Here is a 15,080-nt window from a genome sequence, read left to right as displayed (position 1 = left end):
TCACGGGTCAGGAGTCGAAGCCCATCCCGATGGCGTCGAGGGTCTTCAGCAGCAGGTTCCGCTTGCCTTCGTTGTGGTCGGCCTGGTCCATCGACCGGCGCACCAAGTTCACGCCGATGGATGCGGCAGGCTCGGGCGGGAACGGAATCGGGCGCTCCTTCACCATCTGCAGCCGGGTGCGCTCGGTGTCGAGGCCCTCGAGCTGGTCGAGCATGACGTCGGCGGCGAAGCGGGTGGCCGCGACGCCGAGCCCCGTGAAGCCCGACGCGTAGGCGACCCGGCCCTTGCGCGCCGTCCCGAAGAAGGCGCAGAACCGGCTGCAGGAGTCGATCATCCCGGCCCACCGGTGCGTGAACCGGATGCCCTCGAGCTGCGGGAACGTGGTGAAGAAGTGCGAGGCGACCAGCCGGTGGCTTTCGATCTTGTCCTCGTACTCGGGGCGGACCTTGCCGCCGGGGAAGTACGTCGCCTCGTACCCGCCGAACAGGATCCGGTTGTCGGGCGTCAGCCGGTAGTAGTGGAACTGGTTCGCCATGTCCGCAACGCCCTGACGGTTCGACCAGCCGATCGACGCCCGCAGCTCCCCGTTCAGCGGTTCGGTCACGAGGACGTAGTCGTACACCGGCACCGTCATCAGGCGGTTGCGCTTCAGCAGCGACGGGAAGCCGTTGGTGCCGAGAGCGATGTGGCGGGCGGTGACTCGCCCGCGGTCGGTCACGAGGGTCACGGCGCCGCTTGGTTCGGCGTCGATCCGACGCACGAGAGTCTGCTCGAAGATCTCCACGCCGAGCTCCGTCGCGATGCGGGCGAGCTCGTACCCCATCTTCCCGGGGTGGAGGATCGCGCAGCCGTCCTTGTCCCACGCACCGGCGAGGTAGGTGTCGGAGTTCACCTCGGCGCGGACGGCGTCCCGGTCGAGGAAATTCTCCTCCTCGCGCAGTTCGTCGACCTGGTAGGGCTCGACGGCGACCGCGAGGGCGCCGGTGCGTTCGAAGTCCACGTCCATGCCGTACCGCTTCACCGTCTCTTCGATGGCGTCGAGGTTCTCCAGGCCCATCCTCTCGAGGCGGTCGATCTCGTCCGGCCACCGGGTGCGGCCGTTCTGGTACCCGTGGGTGAGGCTGGCCTCGCAGAAGCCGCCGTTGCGTCCGGATGCGGCCCAGGCGATGCGCGACGCCTCGACGAGCACCACCCGGCGCTCGGGGTCCCGCTCCTTCGCGCGGATCGCGGTCCACAGGCCCGTGTATCCGCCGCCCACGATGGCGAGGTCGGTGTCGACGTCGCCCGGCAGCGCGGGGTAGGGCGTGCGGGCGATGTCATCCAGCCAGAACGTGCCGAACACGGTGTCCTGCAGGGCGTGGTCGACGACGCTCGGGCGCGGCGCGCGTCTTTCGAAAACGGTGGTTCCCATGATCTCTCCCCGGTGGAAGAACAGTCCGTGCTTTCCCCCATTGTGATGGTCCCTGCAGATGCCGGCGCCACGCAGCGGCCCGGTGCGGCAGCTACGACGAATGTCTTCGTTGCACCGCGCGCAGTCGGAGCGTGGATGCGGCAGCCTCGGTCGTGACCATCGACTGTGCCCCGCCGGCGCCGTACTTCGCGCGATACGCCTCATCCACCGCATCCGACTCGCCCGTCGGGTCGACCATCACGTCGACGGTCTCTCCGGACACGCGGATGCGGGCGCGTCGTGTCCGCACGGCTCGCCCGTACCATCCGGTCTCCCGGCGATGCCAGGTGCGAACGAAGACGTCGGTCTTCACGACGACGACCCAGATCGGCGTCCAGGCGCCGAAGGTGCCGTCCGTCCGCGGTGCGGTGATCTCCAGTTCTCGCACATCGTCGAAGAAGCGGAGGTCTGCGGAGGACCAGGCGGGCGCCGAGCTCGCGGGTCCCGGCTCCTCGGTCGCATCCGTGTTCATGACCGCCATCCTCCACCCGCAGCCGATAGATTCGTGCCACCGATGCGGACACCCTGGAAAGGTCGGAATGTCGGACACCACCTGCCACATGTCCCTCTCACTCGACGGCTTCGTCGCCGGACCCGGACAGAGCAGTGACCAGCCGCTCGGGGTGGGTGGCATCGAGGTGCACCGCTGGCACATCGGGGACGAACGTGCGACCGAGGCCGACGAGACCGCGGCGTCCTGGCTGATGCGTCCGCGCGGCGCCTATGTGATGGGGCGCAACATGTTCGGTCCCCTCCGTGGCGAGTGGGACGGGGACTGGCGCGGCTGGTGGGGACCCGAACCGCCCTACCACGCCCCGGTGTTCGTGCTCACCCACCACCCGCACGCGCCGATCGTGATGGAGGGCGGCACGACGTTCCATTTCGTCACCGACGGCTTCGATTCCGCCTATGCCCAGGCTCAGGACGCGGCAGGCGATCGTGGCATCGACATCGCGGGCGGAGCGGCCACGGTGCGACAGGCCCTCATCGCCGGTGTCATCGACGAACTCACGCTCGATATCGCGCCCGTCCTCCTCGGATCCGGGGAGCGTATCTTCGACGGCGTCGAGTCGTTCGGCTTCTCACCGGTAGAGGTGCTGCACTCGCCGCTTGCCACCCACATCCGATACCTGCGGGTGAGCTAGGCGCGTTCCGGTCGCTACCGCTTCTGGCTCGAGCGGATGTGCTCGGGTACGAGCAGGATGCCGCCGGAGGAGTTGGCGGATTCGGCGAGCTCCTTGACCCATTCCGGGCTGAGCTGTTCCGGCTCGGGGCTGTCGAACGAGAATCGCAGCGGGATCGAGGCGTGCACCCACAGGGTGGAGCGTCCCGGCTCGTCGTTCTCCGCGTGCGTCCAGCTGAGGGTGAAGCTCTCGCCGCGCCGCAGTTTCGTGGCGATGACGACCTTGAGGTGGGCGAGTGTGCGGTCGTCGATGTCGATGGGTTGGGCGTTTCCGCCGTAGAACAGGGTGCCCATGAGGCACCGCCTTACTGGCGAGGAATTCGACCTCGCATTCGTGCCGGAGCCGGCATGGACCCGGCGACAGACGGGCCGGTAGCGCGAGCGTAGCGCGGGCGGATGTGAAAACGTCGGGCGAGGGCGTTGTCCTCAGTCGCGCGGGGGGCGCACCCGCATCCGGCCGATGCGGAAGACATGCAGGCCGGCCGCATCGAGCAGCGCGGAGCCGAAGCGGGCCCGCGCTGTGCGCAGCTTCTTCGCGCCATCGAGGCCCCCGGTGGCGACCGCGACCTGGAACAGGATCTCCCGCACGAGCGGGCCCATCAGCCGCTCCGGGGCGATGGAGAGCTTCGCCCGCACCGCGATCACCAGCCGCGGTGCCTCGGGTGCGATGTAGTCCGACACCGCGTCGAGGGTGTGGATGCCGAGGGCCAGGGTGGAGTGGGAGCTGCTGCGCACCGCGGCGATGGCGACGTCCGCCTTCTCGGTGCTGTCGACGTCGATCAGCTCGATGCCTTCGCGGCGGGCGCCCTCGGTGAGCTGGCCGACGATGTCCGCGGCATTTCCGGTGATGAGCACGCGACCGGAGACCCGGGGCCGCGGGGACCGCCGCGGGCTCATGCTCTGGCCTCCGCCTCGGCCAGGGCGCCGGGACCGGTGAGGACACGCCACAGCCATTCGGCGGCGACGTCGACCGGCGGCAGCGGGTCGCGCGAGATCCATGCGGTGATCACCCCGAGCGCCGTGCCGGCGATGCCCGCCGCGACGACGTCGACCGGCAGGCCCACGAACGCGGCGGAGTCGGCGCCGACCGCCACGGTCACGATGCCCTCCACGCGGCGACGCAGTCGAGCCGCGACGACCGCAGAGCCGTGCTCGCCCAGCACGCGGCGGTAGAGCGGAGCGTTGTCGGCCAGGTGCTGCAGGTAGTGTGCGAGCTCCTCCGGCATCCCCGCGGGGGCGGGCGTGCCGCGGGCGAGCAGCTGGCCGGAGACCTCGTCCACCATCCGTTCCAAAGCGTCCGCGAGCAGCGTCTCCTTGTCGGAGTAGTGCTGGTAGAAGCTCGACCGATTCACCTCGGCGCGTTCCGTGATGTCGCCGACCGTGATCTCGTCGAGCGGTCTCTCGCGGGCGAGGGCGAGCAGCGCGTCCTGCAGGCGGGCCTGCGTCCGAGCTGCTCGAGGATCCATCCCCCGATTCTTTCAGGCTCGCGGCGGCGGTGGGTGGCCGAGTGTTGGCTGAGAATACGGACCCCCCGACTCTTCGCCGACACTCGTCGGATAAATTGGATGCGGCTCGATGACGCGCCCCCTCGAACATCGACTTCACGAAGGGCTCGCCGTGGCGAATCTGCTCTACCGTCTTGGCCGTTTCTCGGCGCGTCGCGCCTGGGCGGTGCTCATCGGCTGGATCGTGCTGCTGGGCCTCGCCGGCGGCGCCTTCCTCACCTTCGGTGGGTCGCTCGCCACGAACTTCTCCATCCCGAACACCGAGACCGAGCGGGTGAGTGACCAGCTCGCCGACGCACTGCCCGACCTCGCCGGCGCGACCGGGCAGGTGGTCTTCTCCACCGAGGACGGGTCCGAATTCACCGCCGCACAGCAGCAGGCGATCAGCGACCTGCTCGACACGGTCGCCGACACCGACGGCATCGCCGGCATCTCCGACCCGTTCGACACCGAGGCTCAGCGCGCCGACCAGGAGCAGCAGCTCGCGGACGGACAGACGCAGATCGACGACGGTCGTGCGCAGCTGGATGCCGCGCAGCAGCAGCTGGACGACAGTCAGGCCCAGCTGGATGCGGGTCAGGAGCAGCTGGATGCGGCGATCGCCCAGGCGAAGGCCGCCGGCGCATACGACCGCGCGCAGGCGCAGTTCGACGCGCAGCAGGCGCAGATCGATGCTGGCCAGGCCCAGATCGACGCTGGCCAGGCGACGATCGACGAGAACCGGCAGACCCTCGAGACCGAGGCGCAGAAGCTCGCCGACGGCCAGACGCTGCTCGAGGCCGCGAGCCAGATCCGCACCGTGTCCGAAGACGGTTCGGCCGCGGTCGGCACGATCGCATTCGAAGACGACCTGTACAGCCTGCCGGCCGAACTGAAGGCCGAGGTCGCCTCGATCCTCGACGACGCCGACATCGACGGTGTCGCGGTCGACTACTCCTCCACCATCGCCACCTCGATCGACGGCATCGTCGGCCCCGGTGAGATCGTCGGCATGATCATCGCGGCCATCGTGCTGCTCGTGATGCTCCGGGCCGTGCTCCCCGCCCTCGCGCCGCTCATCACCTCGCTGGTAGGCGTCGGCGTCGGCGTGGCAGGCTCCCTCGCCTTCTCCGGCGTGGTCGACATGGCCTCCATCACCCCGGTCCTCGGGGTCATGCTGGGGCTGGCCGTCGGCATCGACTACGCCCTCTTCATCCTCAACCGTCACCGGCGGCAGCTGCTGGCGGGCATGGACGTGCACGACTCCATCGGGCTCGCCAACGGCACTTCGGGTAACGCCGTCGTGTTCGCCGGGTCCACCGTCGTCGTGGCGCTCCTCGCCCTGAACATCACCGGCATCCCGTTCCTCGGTGTCATGGGCACCGTCGCCGCGGTGTGCGTCGTCGTCGCCGTGCTCGTCGCCGTGACGCTCACCCCGGCGCTGCTCGGCATGATGAAGCTCAAGGTGCTCGGCCGTCGCGCCCGCGCCAAGATCGGGCACGCCGACCACGCCCCGACGACACCGAAGCCCATGCGCACCGCCCGTGCCGTTGGCCAGGCCGTGATCGCGATCGTGGCGCTGCTGGTCATTGCCATCCCGGCGCTGTCCATGCGTCTCGGTCTGCCGGACGGCTCTTCGGATGCGACCGATACCACGCAGTACCGGGCCAACGCGATCATCACCGACAAGTTCGGTGCCGGGGTCAACGGTGCGCTCCTCCTCGTGGCTGAGCTCCCCGAGGCGGTCGCCGAGGACGACGAGGTCGCCGTCCAGGCCGACATCGTCACCACCCTCATGGACCAAGAGGACGTCTCCGCCGTGGCCCCCATTGCGGTGTCCGATGACCGCACCATCATGGCCTTCCAGGTCGTGCCGGAGGAGGGCCCGTCCAGCGCCTCGACCGAACAGCTCGTGTTCGATCTGCGCGACCTGTCGCCTCTCGCCGTCGACGGGGTGGACGGCGACATCGAGATCGGAGTGGCGGGGACCGCATCCGGCAACATCGACGTGTCGCAGAAGCTGGCCGACGCGCTACCGATCTATCTGCTGGTCGTCGTCGGGCTGTCGCTGCTGATCATGATCCTGGTGTTCCGATCGATCCTCGTGCCCGTGATCGCGACGCTCGGGTACGTGCTGTCGCTGTTCGCAGCGCTCGGCGCGGTCACCGCGATCTATCAGTGGGGTTGGCTCTCCGCCGTGTTCGGCGTGCACGATCCGGGCCCGGTGCTGAGCTTCGCGCCAATCCTCATCATGGGCGTCCTGTTCGGCCTCGCCATGGACTATCAGCTGTTCCTCGTGTCCGGGATGCGGGAGGCCTACGTGCACGGCATGTCAGCGCGGTCCGCTGTCGTCGCCGGTCTTCACAACGGCCGCGCGGTCGTCACGGCGGCCGCGATCATCATGATCTCCGTGTTCGGCGGCTTCGTGTTCTCGCACCTGTCGATGATCCGGCCGCTCGGTTTCGGTCTCGCGATCGGCGTGCTCTTCGATGCGTTCGTCGTGCGGATGGTGCTGACCCCGGCGCTGCTGCACCTGTTCGGCAGGTCGGCGTGGTGGCTGCCGCGCTGGCTCGACCGCATCCTGCCCGATGTCGACGTCGAGGGCGCCGCGCTGGAGCGGACGCACCCGGTCAGCACCGCCGCCGAATCGACCGACCGGGAGGCGCGCGAGCTCACCGATACGCGCTGAGCCGGAAGGCAGATGCCGGGCGAGCGCAACCCCCTCCCGGGGCGGTTGCGCTCGCTTAGCATCGCCCGCATGAATCAGTTGCACACGGACACGGCAGAGGTGCCCCCGCCCCGTCGGGCCATCGTCACCGGCGCAGATTCCGGCATCGGCCGGGCCACCGCGGTGGCCCTCGCCGCGGCCGGGATGGATGTCGGGATCACCTGGCACAGTGACGAGCAGGGGGCAGAAGAGACGGCGGCCGAGGTGCGGGCGCACGGTTCCCGCGCGGTCGTCGCCCGGCTCGATGCAGCCGAGATCCCGGAGTGCGGCGATGTCATCGACCAACTCGCGGACGAGCTGGGCGGGATCGACGTCTTCGTCAACAACGCCGGTACGGGTGCGTCGACCTTGCTCGTCGACGTCAGCCTCGACGAGTGGCGACAGGTGCTCGACGTCGATCTCACCGGCCCCTTCGTCTGTGTTCAGCGCGCTGCGCGCCGCATGATCGCGCAGGGCCGCGGTGGCCGCATCATCGCGGTGTCGAGTGTGCACGAGCATCAGCCCCGTGTCGGCTCCTCGGCGTACGACGCCGCCAAGCACGGGCTCGGCGGCCTCATCAAGACCGCCGCGCTGGAACTCGGCCGCTACGGCATCCCCGCCAACACGGTCGCCCCGGGCGAGATCGCGACACCGATGACCGGCCAGACCGATGAGGACCCCGTTGGCACCGACCGTCCCGGTATCCCGCTCGGACGCCCGGGCGACGCCCGCGAGATTGCGGCGGTGATCGCTTTCCTCGCGTCGCCCGAGGCGAGCTACGTCACCGGCTCGTCGGTCGTGGCAGACGGCGGGATGCTCCAGATGGGCCCACAGGCCGGCTCGCACCTGACCACGCACGACTGGCGAAACGTCTGAGCGGAGGAACGAGATGAAAGCAATGACCTATCGCGGCCCCTACAAGGTGCGCGTAGAAGAGAAGCCCGATCCGACGATCCAGCATCCGAACGACGCGATCGTCCGCGTCGAACGGGCAGCGATCTGCGGATCCGATCTGCATCTTTATCACGGGATGATCCCCGACACCCGGATCGGTCACACGTTCGGTCACGAATTCATCGGACGCGTGGTCGTGGTGGGTTCCTCGGTGCAGACCCTGACCCCTGGGGACCGGGTGATGGTGCCCTTCAACATCTTCTGCGGCACCTGCTACTTCTGCGCTCGCGGGTTGTTCTCCAACTGCCACAACGTCAACGCCAACGCCACGGCGCTCGGCGGCATCTACGGCTACTCCCACACCGCCGGCGGGTACGACGGCGGGCAGGCCGAGCTCGTCCGCGTCCCGTTCGCCGACGTCGGGCCGTCGATCATCCCGGACTGGCTGGACGACGAGGACGCCCTGATGCTCACCGATGCATTCTCGACCGGGTATTTCGGTGCCCAGCTGGGAGACATCGCCGAGGGTGACACCGTGCTCGTTCTGGGTGCCGGTCCCGTCGGCCTCGCCGCGGCCCGGTCCGCGTGGCTCATGGGTGCGGGCCGCGTCATCGTCGTCGACCATCTCGAATACCGGCTGGCCAAAGCGCGGGAATTCGCGTTCGCCGAGACCTACAACTTCGCGGAGCACGATGACGTCGTCGTGCTGATGAAGAAGATCACGGACTATCTCGGCGTCGACGTCGCTATCGACGCCGTGGGGGCCGAGGCCGACGGCAACCTCGTCCAGCACATCACTTCCGCCAAGCTCAAGCTGCAGGGCGGCTCGCCCATCGCGCTCAACTGGGCGATCGATTCCGTCCGCAAGGGCGGGAACATCTCCGTGATGGGTGCCTACGGACCTCTGTTCAGCGCGGTGAAGTTCGGCGATGCGATGAACAAGGGCCTGACGATCCGCACGAACCAGGCGCCGGTGAAGCGGCAGTGGCCCCGCCTGCTCGAACACATCCAGGCGGGTCGCATCTCCCCGAAAGACATGATCACGCACCGCATCCCGCTCGACGAGATCGCAGAGGGCTATCACCTGTTCTCCGCGAAGCTCGACGGCATCGTCAAGCCCGTCATCATCCCGCCGTCGGCCTGATCCCAGAGGAGACACGCCATGCCCTACACCCCAGACGGACATTCGCCCGTCCCTTCGCCCGACGAACTCCGCGACCGCATCCCGGGGTGGGGCGCGGACCTCGACCCGGCCGACCGGCCCTCCTTCCCGAAGGAGGTCGACATGCGCGGGTCCACCGGCGCTCACTGGGAGCTGCCCGAGCAGCAGACCGCGCACGGCTACCGGGAGCGCTCCATCGAACACTCCCGCCTCACGCCCGTGTTCGGCACCGCCCAACCCCTGCACGGGGTCTCGGGTGTCATCCGCCGCTACGCGTATGAACGGTTCAGCGAAGGACGCGCCGCGCACTGGCTGCTGCTGGTGCTCGGCGACCGCGTGGAGTCGACCGGCGCGCACCTCCGATCGCTGTTCTCCGCGCGTCCCGACAACCCCCTCACCGAGACCGGAATCATGGCGGAGCGAGGCCACCACCCGGTGGCGTCGCGCCGTGGTCGCGTCGACACGCACCACTCCTGGATCGACCCGCTGCTGATCGGCGGACCGTGGATCCTCGGTGCCCTCGCGATCGTCGCCATCGTCCGGAAAGCCGCGCGCGGCGCTCGTCGGTGAGCCGGCACCGGCGGGTTCGCCCCGCTCAGTCGGGAAGGCTCGCCGGTCCGATCACCAGCCGGCGCTGGTCCCGGACCCAGCGGACGCGGTCGCGGCGGAAAGTGGCGCGGTCGGCGAACCGGTAGCGGTACGACACCGCCCGGATCCAGCGGGGCCGCCGCCCCTCGAACGGGTCGGTGCGCAGCAGCGCGAGTGTCGGTGGATCCGCGGCGAGAAGACGCGCCAGGAACGTCGTGAACCATTCGTCGAGCGGCGCGCCGAGCGGTAGGAACCACATCAACCAGTCCAGCCGCAGATGGTACGGCGCGACCTGGGGCGGGATGCGGCGGAGGTCGCCGGGCTTGCCGCGGAACCCGTACTCGTGCCACGTCGCAGTGTCGGGATCCTCGTCCTCCGTGCCCTCCACGACGATCTCGATGCGTTCCTTCGTGACCGTGCCGAAGGCGCCGTAGGCGTTTGCGAGCTGCCAGCGGGTGAAGCTCGCGTTCATCAGCTGCCGGTGGGCGAACAGGTTCCGAAGCGCCGGGCCGCTCAGCCCGACGTACAGGAGCGCGATCGCGCTCGTGACGACGAACCACGCCAGCGGCAGTCCGTCGATCAGCCACGGCGGCGCGGATGCGGCGGGAGCCCCCGCATCCGGGATCCCCACCGCCGAGAACGCGAGGACGATCGTCGCCCAGTTGAGCCACGCGAAGTTGCCGGTGAGGACGAGCCATACCTGCGTCGCGATGACGATGAGCGCGGCGACCGTGCCGATGACGAGCGGGACCGGCGCCGGCAGCCACAGAGCGAGGAGCGGGGCGAAGAGCAGGAACGGCACCACCAGCTGCGCGACGTGGTTCCCGACGACCTCGACCCGGTGGAACCAGCGGGGGAGCAGGTGCGCCTGGCGGCTGAGCGGACCCGGCATCGGCTGCGTCTCGTGGTGGTACATCAGTGCCGTGAGATCGCGCCACTCGTGCCCGCCGCGGATCTTGATCATGCCGGCGCCGAACTCCAACCGGAACAGCAGCCACCAGAACAGCACGATGACCACGGTGGGCGGCGGCTGGTCATTCGAGCCGAGGAAGGCGGCGAGGAACCCGGCCTCGAGCAGCAGCATCTCCCAGCCGAAGCCGTAGAAGGTCTGGCCGATGCTGGTGATCGACATGTACCCGAACCACAGCGCGAGGAAGCACAGCATCGGCACCCACGGACCCGCAAGCTGGGGGAGGCCCACAACGAGCGCGGCGGCGACGATCATCCCGGCGACGCAGAGGACCACAAGCCGGCGGTCGGTGTACCGGATGCGGCGGAACAGCGTCGGGCGCAGCATCCGTGCACGCCTCGCCGATGAGCCGGCCCACGCCAGCAGCTCCGGTGCCGGCAGGAGCCCCCGTTCCCCGAGCAGCGGACGGAACTGGTTCAGCGACGAGAGGAAGGCGATGAGGTAGAGCGCGGCGATGCCACGCTGGAGCACCTGCCGACCCAGCTCGTAGTCGACCGCCGCGAAGCCGTCCATGCCGCACACGGTAGCCGGGAACCCGCACGGCGGAAGGGGCTTGCACGGCCGGAAGCGTCACGGCAGGGTTCACAGAGCCGACAAAACCTGAGCACCGACCGAAGGAGTCACGATGGCGCGTAACGTCCGGGCCATGGCCTGCGATCCGGAGGATGTCTTCCGCGTGTTCGAGGACGGCTGGCTCTTCCCCTCCTGGGTGGTGGGCGCCTCGCGGATGCGTGACGTCGACGTCGACTGGCCGCATCCGGGCGCCGAGCTGCACCACTCCGTCGGCACCTGGCCCGCGCTCCTCGATGACACCACCGAGGTGCTCGCCTACGAACCGCCGCGCCGGTTCGTGCTGCAGGCCCGCGGCTGGCCCGTGGGCGAGGCTCAGGTGACCCTCGAGGTGAAGCCCTTCCGGGGCGGGTCGCTGGTGCGGATCGAGGAGCACGCGTCCTCGGGACCTGCGACCCTCGTGCCGGCGCCCGTGATGGACCTGCTGATCCGGTGGCGGAACGCCGAGACGCTGCAGCGCCTGGCATTCCTCGCCGAGGGCATCGCCCGTCGCGGACGGGGCGAGTCCGGGGCGGATGCGGATGCGACCGCTCTCGCCGACGCGGCCGTGACCCCCGCGGCGGACGCCGGGGAGGGCGCGTGAGCGAGGTCGACGTCGTCGTCGTCGGATCCGGGCCCAACGGGCTCGCCGCCGCGGTGATCATGGCGCGCGCCGGACATCGCGTCCGCGTCTACGAGACCGCATCCCGCCTCGGCGGCGGTGCCGCCTCCGCCCCGCTCACCCTGCCCGGGTACCTGCACGACGTGTGCTCAGCGGTGCACCCGCTCGCGTTCGAATCGCGGTTCTTCCAGGAGTTCGGCCTCACCGACCGGGTGCGCTTCGTCGTGCCGGAGGTCTCGTACGCCCACCCGCTCGACGGCCGGCGCGCGGTGCTCGCCTATCGGGATCTGAACCGCACCGCCGACGAACTCGGCCGGGACGGCGGACGGTATTCGCGCCTCATGCGGCCCCTCGTCGAGCGCGCTGCCGGGGTGGCCGACTTCACCGGCGGATCGCTGCTGCGCATCCCACCCGACCCGCTGGCCGCGGTGGCCTTCGGGCTGCGCTCGCTCGAGCAGGGTTCGCCCGCGTGGAACCTCCGCTTCCGCGGTGAAGCGGCCGCGGCCCTGGTCACCGGCGTCGCCGCGCACACCATGCTGCATCAGCCGAGCCTGAGCGGCGCCGGCGCCGGGCTGGCGCTCGCCACCTACGCCCATGCCCGCGGCTGGCCGATCCCCATCGGTGGCACGCAGGCGATCGCCGACGCCATGGCCGACGACATCCGCGCCCACGGCGGCGAGATCGTGACCGACCACGAGGTGACCTCGCTCGACGAGCTCCCGCCCGCCCGGGCCGTGCTCCTCGACGTCACCCCCCGCGCCTTCGCCCGCCTCGGCTCGGGTCACCTCCCCGCGGGCTACTACGAGGCGATGCGGCGGTTCCGCTACGGCCCGGGCGTCGCGAAGGTCGACTTCGCGCTGTCCGAGCCGGTGCCGTGGGCCGACCCCGCGGTGACGGATGCTGCCGCCGTGCACATCGGCGGCACCCGCGCCGAGATCGCTGCATCCGAGAACGCAGTCGAGCGCGGCCGGATGCCGGAGCGGCCGTACGTGCTCGTCTCGCAGCCGACGGTGTTCGACCCCTCGCGCGCTCCCGCCGGCCGTCACACACTGTGGGCCTACACGCACGTGCCGGCGGGGAGTGATGTGGATCGGCAGGAGGCGGTCATCCGGCAAGTCGAACGCTTCGCTCCCGGCTTCCGCGACACGATCCTCGCCACACGGTCCCGCACCGCGGTCGATGTCGCCCGCCACAACGCGAACTACCCCGGCGGCGACATCACCGCGGGCGTTCCGACCCTGCCGCAGCTGCTGCGCCGGCCGGTGCTCCGCCCCGACCCGTGGCGCACCCCGATCCCGGGGGTCTACCTCTGCTCCGCATCCACCTCTCCGGGCCCCGGCGTCCACGGGCTGGCGGGCTGGTGGGCTGCGCGCAGCGCCCTCCGCCACGAGTTCGGTGTGCGGGAGACCCCCGACCTGTCGCCTGGCAGCTGAGGCGCGCGGCCGGGCGCCGCCGCATCCGTGTGACGCTTCGAGACGGGTACGCCGCGGCCGGGAAACGGTGGAAGGTAGGCTCGGGAGGCTCCCACACGCTTCCGCCCGAAGGGTCTTCCATGGCTGACCGCGAATACGGTTTCCGCACGCGTGCGATCCACGCCGGCAACATCCCGGATGCCGTCACCGGTGCCCGCGCGCTGCCGATCTATCAGTCCGCATCGTTCGTCTTCGACGACACCGACGACGCTGCAGCCCGGTTCGCGCTGCAGAAGTACGGCAACATCTACAGCCGTCTCGCGAACCCCACGGTCGCCTCGTTCGAAGAGCGCATCGCCTCGCTCGAGCAGGGCCTCGGTGCCGTCGCCACCTCTAGCGGCCTGGCCGCGCAGTTCATCACCTTCGCCTCGCTCGCCGGGGCCGGCGACCACATCGTCGCCAGCGCGAACCTCTACGGCGGATCCATCACACAGCTCGACGTGACGCTGCGGCGCTTCGGCGTGGAGACGACCTTCGTCGCCTCCGCCGACCCGGCGGACTACGCCGCCGCCGTCACCCCGACCACGAAGGCGATCTTCGCCGAGACGATCGCGAACCCGTCTGGCGAGATCGCCGACATCGAGGGCCTCTCGCAGGTGGCCCGGGATGCGGGCGTGCCGCTGATCATCGACTCCACCGTTGCCACGCCCTACCTGTGCCGCCCAATCGAGTGGGGTGCCGACATTGTCATCCACTCGGCGACGAAGTTCCTCGGCGGACACGGCACCACCCTCGGCGGGGTGGTCGTCGAGTCCGGCCGCTTCGACTGGCACTCCGACCGCTTCCCGCTGTTCACCGAGCCGGTGCCGAGCTACGGCGGCCTCGAGTGGTCCGGCAACTTCGGCGAGTACGCCTTCCTCACGCGGCTGCGCGCCGAACAGCTCCGCGACATCGGACCCGCCCTCGCGCCGCACTCCGCGTTTCTGCTCGCGCAGGGCGTGGAGACGCTGCCGTTCCGCATGAAGGCGCACGTCGAGAACGCCCGCGCCGTGGCGCAGTGGCTGGACGCCGACCCCCGCATCGACTTCGTCAACTGGGCGGGGCTGCCGCAGCATCCGCACCACGACCGGGCGAACAAATACCTGCCCGAGGGCCCGGGCGCCGTCTTCAGCTTCGGGGTCAAGGGTGGCCGAGAGGCCGGTCGGACCTTCATCGAGTCGGTGGACCTTGCCAGCCACCTCGCCAACATCGGCGACGCGAAGACCCTCGTCATCCACCCCGCCTCCACCACGCACGCGCAGCTCACCGAGCAGCAGCTCATCGACGGCGGCGTGCTGCCGGGCCTCGTCCGCATCAGCGTGGGCATCGAGGACCTGGATGACATCCTGTACGACCTCGACCAGGCGCTCGACGCCGCGCAGAAGGCACTTTGATGGAGGACACTGTGAGCGACGAACTCGTCGACACCCGCCTGGCCAACGGCCTCACCTGTGCGCTGCCCGCATCCTCCCCGCTGGCAAAGCTGCTGCGCTCGCAGCGCACGTGGGTGGGACCGTCCGCGAAGGAGCGCCTCCGCATCCTCCGGGACGCGAAGAGCATCGCGATCGTCGGCGCCTCGCCGAACCCCGCGCGCTCCAGCTACTTCGTCGGCACCTACCTGCAGCAGTCCAGCGACTACCGCGTGTACTTCGTGAACCCGAACGCCACCGAGATCCTGGGGCAGCCGGCGTACCCCGACCTGGCATCGCTGCCCGAGGTTCCCGACATCGTCGACGTGTTCCGGAAAGCCTCGGACCTGCCCGCGGTGATCGATGACGTGCTCGCCGTCGGCGCGCCGGTGGTGTGGGCGCAGCTCGGCATCTGGAACGAGGATGCGGCCCGCGACGGCGAGTCGAAGGGACTCACCGTCGTCATGGACCGGTGCCTGAAGATCGAGCACGCCCGCTTCCACGGCGGCCTGCACCTCATGGGGTTCGACACCGGCCAGATCAGCGCACGCCGCACCCTGCGCTGACGCGACTTCTCGCGAACGAGCACCCACTGCGCGAGTGAGCACCCG

At 69.8% G+C, this 15,080-nt stretch carries 15 protein-coding genes; 9 read left to right on the top strand and 6 right to left on the bottom strand.

Annotated features, from left to right (window positions below):
* Positions 1–7: 7 nt before the first annotated feature.
* Positions 8–1,411 carry an FAD-binding oxidoreductase gene (locus tag NT132_RS09735; RefSeq protein ID WP_297787876.1) on the bottom strand — a complete coding sequence of 468 codons (1,404 nt, stop codon included), beginning with the start codon at positions 1,409–1,411 and terminating at the stop codon, positions 8–10.
* A gap of 91 nt (positions 1,412–1,502) precedes the next feature.
* A complete protein-coding gene (locus tag NT132_RS09730) occupies positions 1,503–1,922 on the bottom strand; it encodes a DUF2255 family protein (protein ID WP_297787873.1) in 420 nt (139 codons plus the stop codon).
* 67 nt (positions 1,923–1,989) lie between these two features.
* Here NT132_RS09730 and NT132_RS09725 point away from each other — a divergent pair, with 67 nt between their 5' ends.
* The gene (locus tag NT132_RS09725) at positions 1,990–2,595 is read left to right on the top strand and encodes a dihydrofolate reductase family protein (RefSeq protein ID WP_297787871.1); all 606 of its coding nucleotides are present in this window, start codon (positions 1,990–1,992) and stop codon (positions 2,593–2,595) included.
* Between the two features lie 14 nt (positions 2,596–2,609).
* Here the strand turns inward: NT132_RS09725 and NT132_RS09720 are convergent, their stop codons facing one another.
* The 3 genes from NT132_RS09720 to NT132_RS09710 form a co-directional block, all read right to left on the bottom strand.
* On the bottom strand, positions 2,610–2,927 hold the full coding sequence (locus tag NT132_RS09720; RefSeq protein WP_297787869.1) for a hypothetical protein: 318 nt from the start codon (positions 2,925–2,927) through the stop codon (positions 2,610–2,612).
* Between the two features lie 132 nt (positions 2,928–3,059).
* On the bottom strand, positions 3,060–3,488 hold the full coding sequence (locus tag NT132_RS09715; protein WP_297787867.1) for a hypothetical protein: 429 nt from the start codon (positions 3,486–3,488) through the stop codon (positions 3,060–3,062).
* 38 nt (positions 3,489–3,526) lie between these two features.
* On the bottom strand, positions 3,527–4,099 hold the full coding sequence (locus tag NT132_RS09710) for a TetR/AcrR family transcriptional regulator (RefSeq protein WP_297787865.1): 573 nt from the start codon (positions 4,097–4,099) through the stop codon (positions 3,527–3,529).
* A 151-nt stretch (positions 4,100–4,250) separates the two neighbouring features.
* On the opposite strand from NT132_RS09710, the gene NT132_RS09705 reads away from it, so the two are divergent.
* From NT132_RS09705 to NT132_RS09690, 4 genes are all read left to right on the top strand, one after another.
* Positions 4,251–6,806, top strand: coding sequence for an MMPL family transporter (locus NT132_RS09705; RefSeq protein WP_297787863.1), 2,556 nt, complete (start codon positions 4,251–4,253; stop codon positions 6,804–6,806).
* A gap of 69 nt (positions 6,807–6,875) precedes the next feature.
* A complete protein-coding gene (locus NT132_RS09700; protein ID WP_297787861.1) occupies positions 6,876–7,700 on the top strand; it encodes an SDR family oxidoreductase in 825 nt (274 codons plus the stop codon).
* A gap of 13 nt (positions 7,701–7,713) precedes the next feature.
* Positions 7,714–8,862: a zinc-dependent alcohol dehydrogenase gene (locus NT132_RS09695; RefSeq protein ID WP_297787859.1), complete on the top strand. Its 1,149-nt coding sequence runs from the start codon at positions 7,714–7,716 to the stop codon at positions 8,860–8,862.
* A gap of 18 nt (positions 8,863–8,880) precedes the next feature.
* Entirely contained in the window at positions 8,881–9,450 is a 570-nt protein-coding gene (locus tag NT132_RS09690; RefSeq protein WP_297787857.1) for a hypothetical protein, read from the top strand.
* A gap of 25 nt (positions 9,451–9,475) precedes the next feature.
* Here NT132_RS09690 and NT132_RS09685 read toward each other — a convergent pair whose 3' ends face one another.
* Entirely contained in the window at positions 9,476–10,951 is a 1,476-nt protein-coding gene (locus NT132_RS09685) for a lipase maturation factor family protein (protein WP_297787855.1), read from the bottom strand.
* A 112-nt stretch (positions 10,952–11,063) separates the two neighbouring features.
* Here NT132_RS09685 and NT132_RS09680 point away from each other — a divergent pair, with 112 nt between their 5' ends.
* The 4 genes from NT132_RS09680 (at position 11,064) to NT132_RS09665 (ending at position 15,035) form a co-directional block, all read left to right on the top strand.
* Positions 11,064–11,591, top strand: a complete 528-nt coding sequence (locus NT132_RS09680) for an SRPBCC family protein (protein ID WP_297787853.1) — start codon at positions 11,064–11,066, stop codon at positions 11,589–11,591.
* Positions 11,588–13,042 (top strand): NAD(P)/FAD-dependent oxidoreductase, encoded by a 1,455-nt coding sequence (locus NT132_RS09675; RefSeq protein ID WP_297787851.1) that lies wholly within the window; start codon positions 11,588–11,590, stop codon positions 13,040–13,042. The genes NT132_RS09680 and NT132_RS09675 overlap by 4 nt, the downstream gene beginning before the upstream one ends.
* Before the next feature lie 119 nt (positions 13,043–13,161).
* A complete protein-coding gene (locus NT132_RS09670; protein WP_297787849.1) occupies positions 13,162–14,454 on the top strand; it encodes an O-acetylhomoserine aminocarboxypropyltransferase/cysteine synthase family protein in 1,293 nt (430 codons plus the stop codon).
* Between the two features lie 89 nt (positions 14,455–14,543).
* Complete coding sequence (locus NT132_RS09665) at positions 14,544–15,035, top strand: CoA-binding protein (RefSeq protein WP_297787963.1); 492 nt, start codon at positions 14,544–14,546, stop codon at positions 15,033–15,035.
* Positions 15,036–15,080: the final 45 nt, after the last annotated feature.

Source organism: Microbacterium sp. (assembly GCF_026393345.1).
Classification (GTDB): domain Bacteria; phylum Actinomycetota; class Actinomycetes; order Actinomycetales; family Microbacteriaceae; genus Microbacterium.
This window is presented reverse-complemented; position numbering and strand designations above follow the sequence as displayed.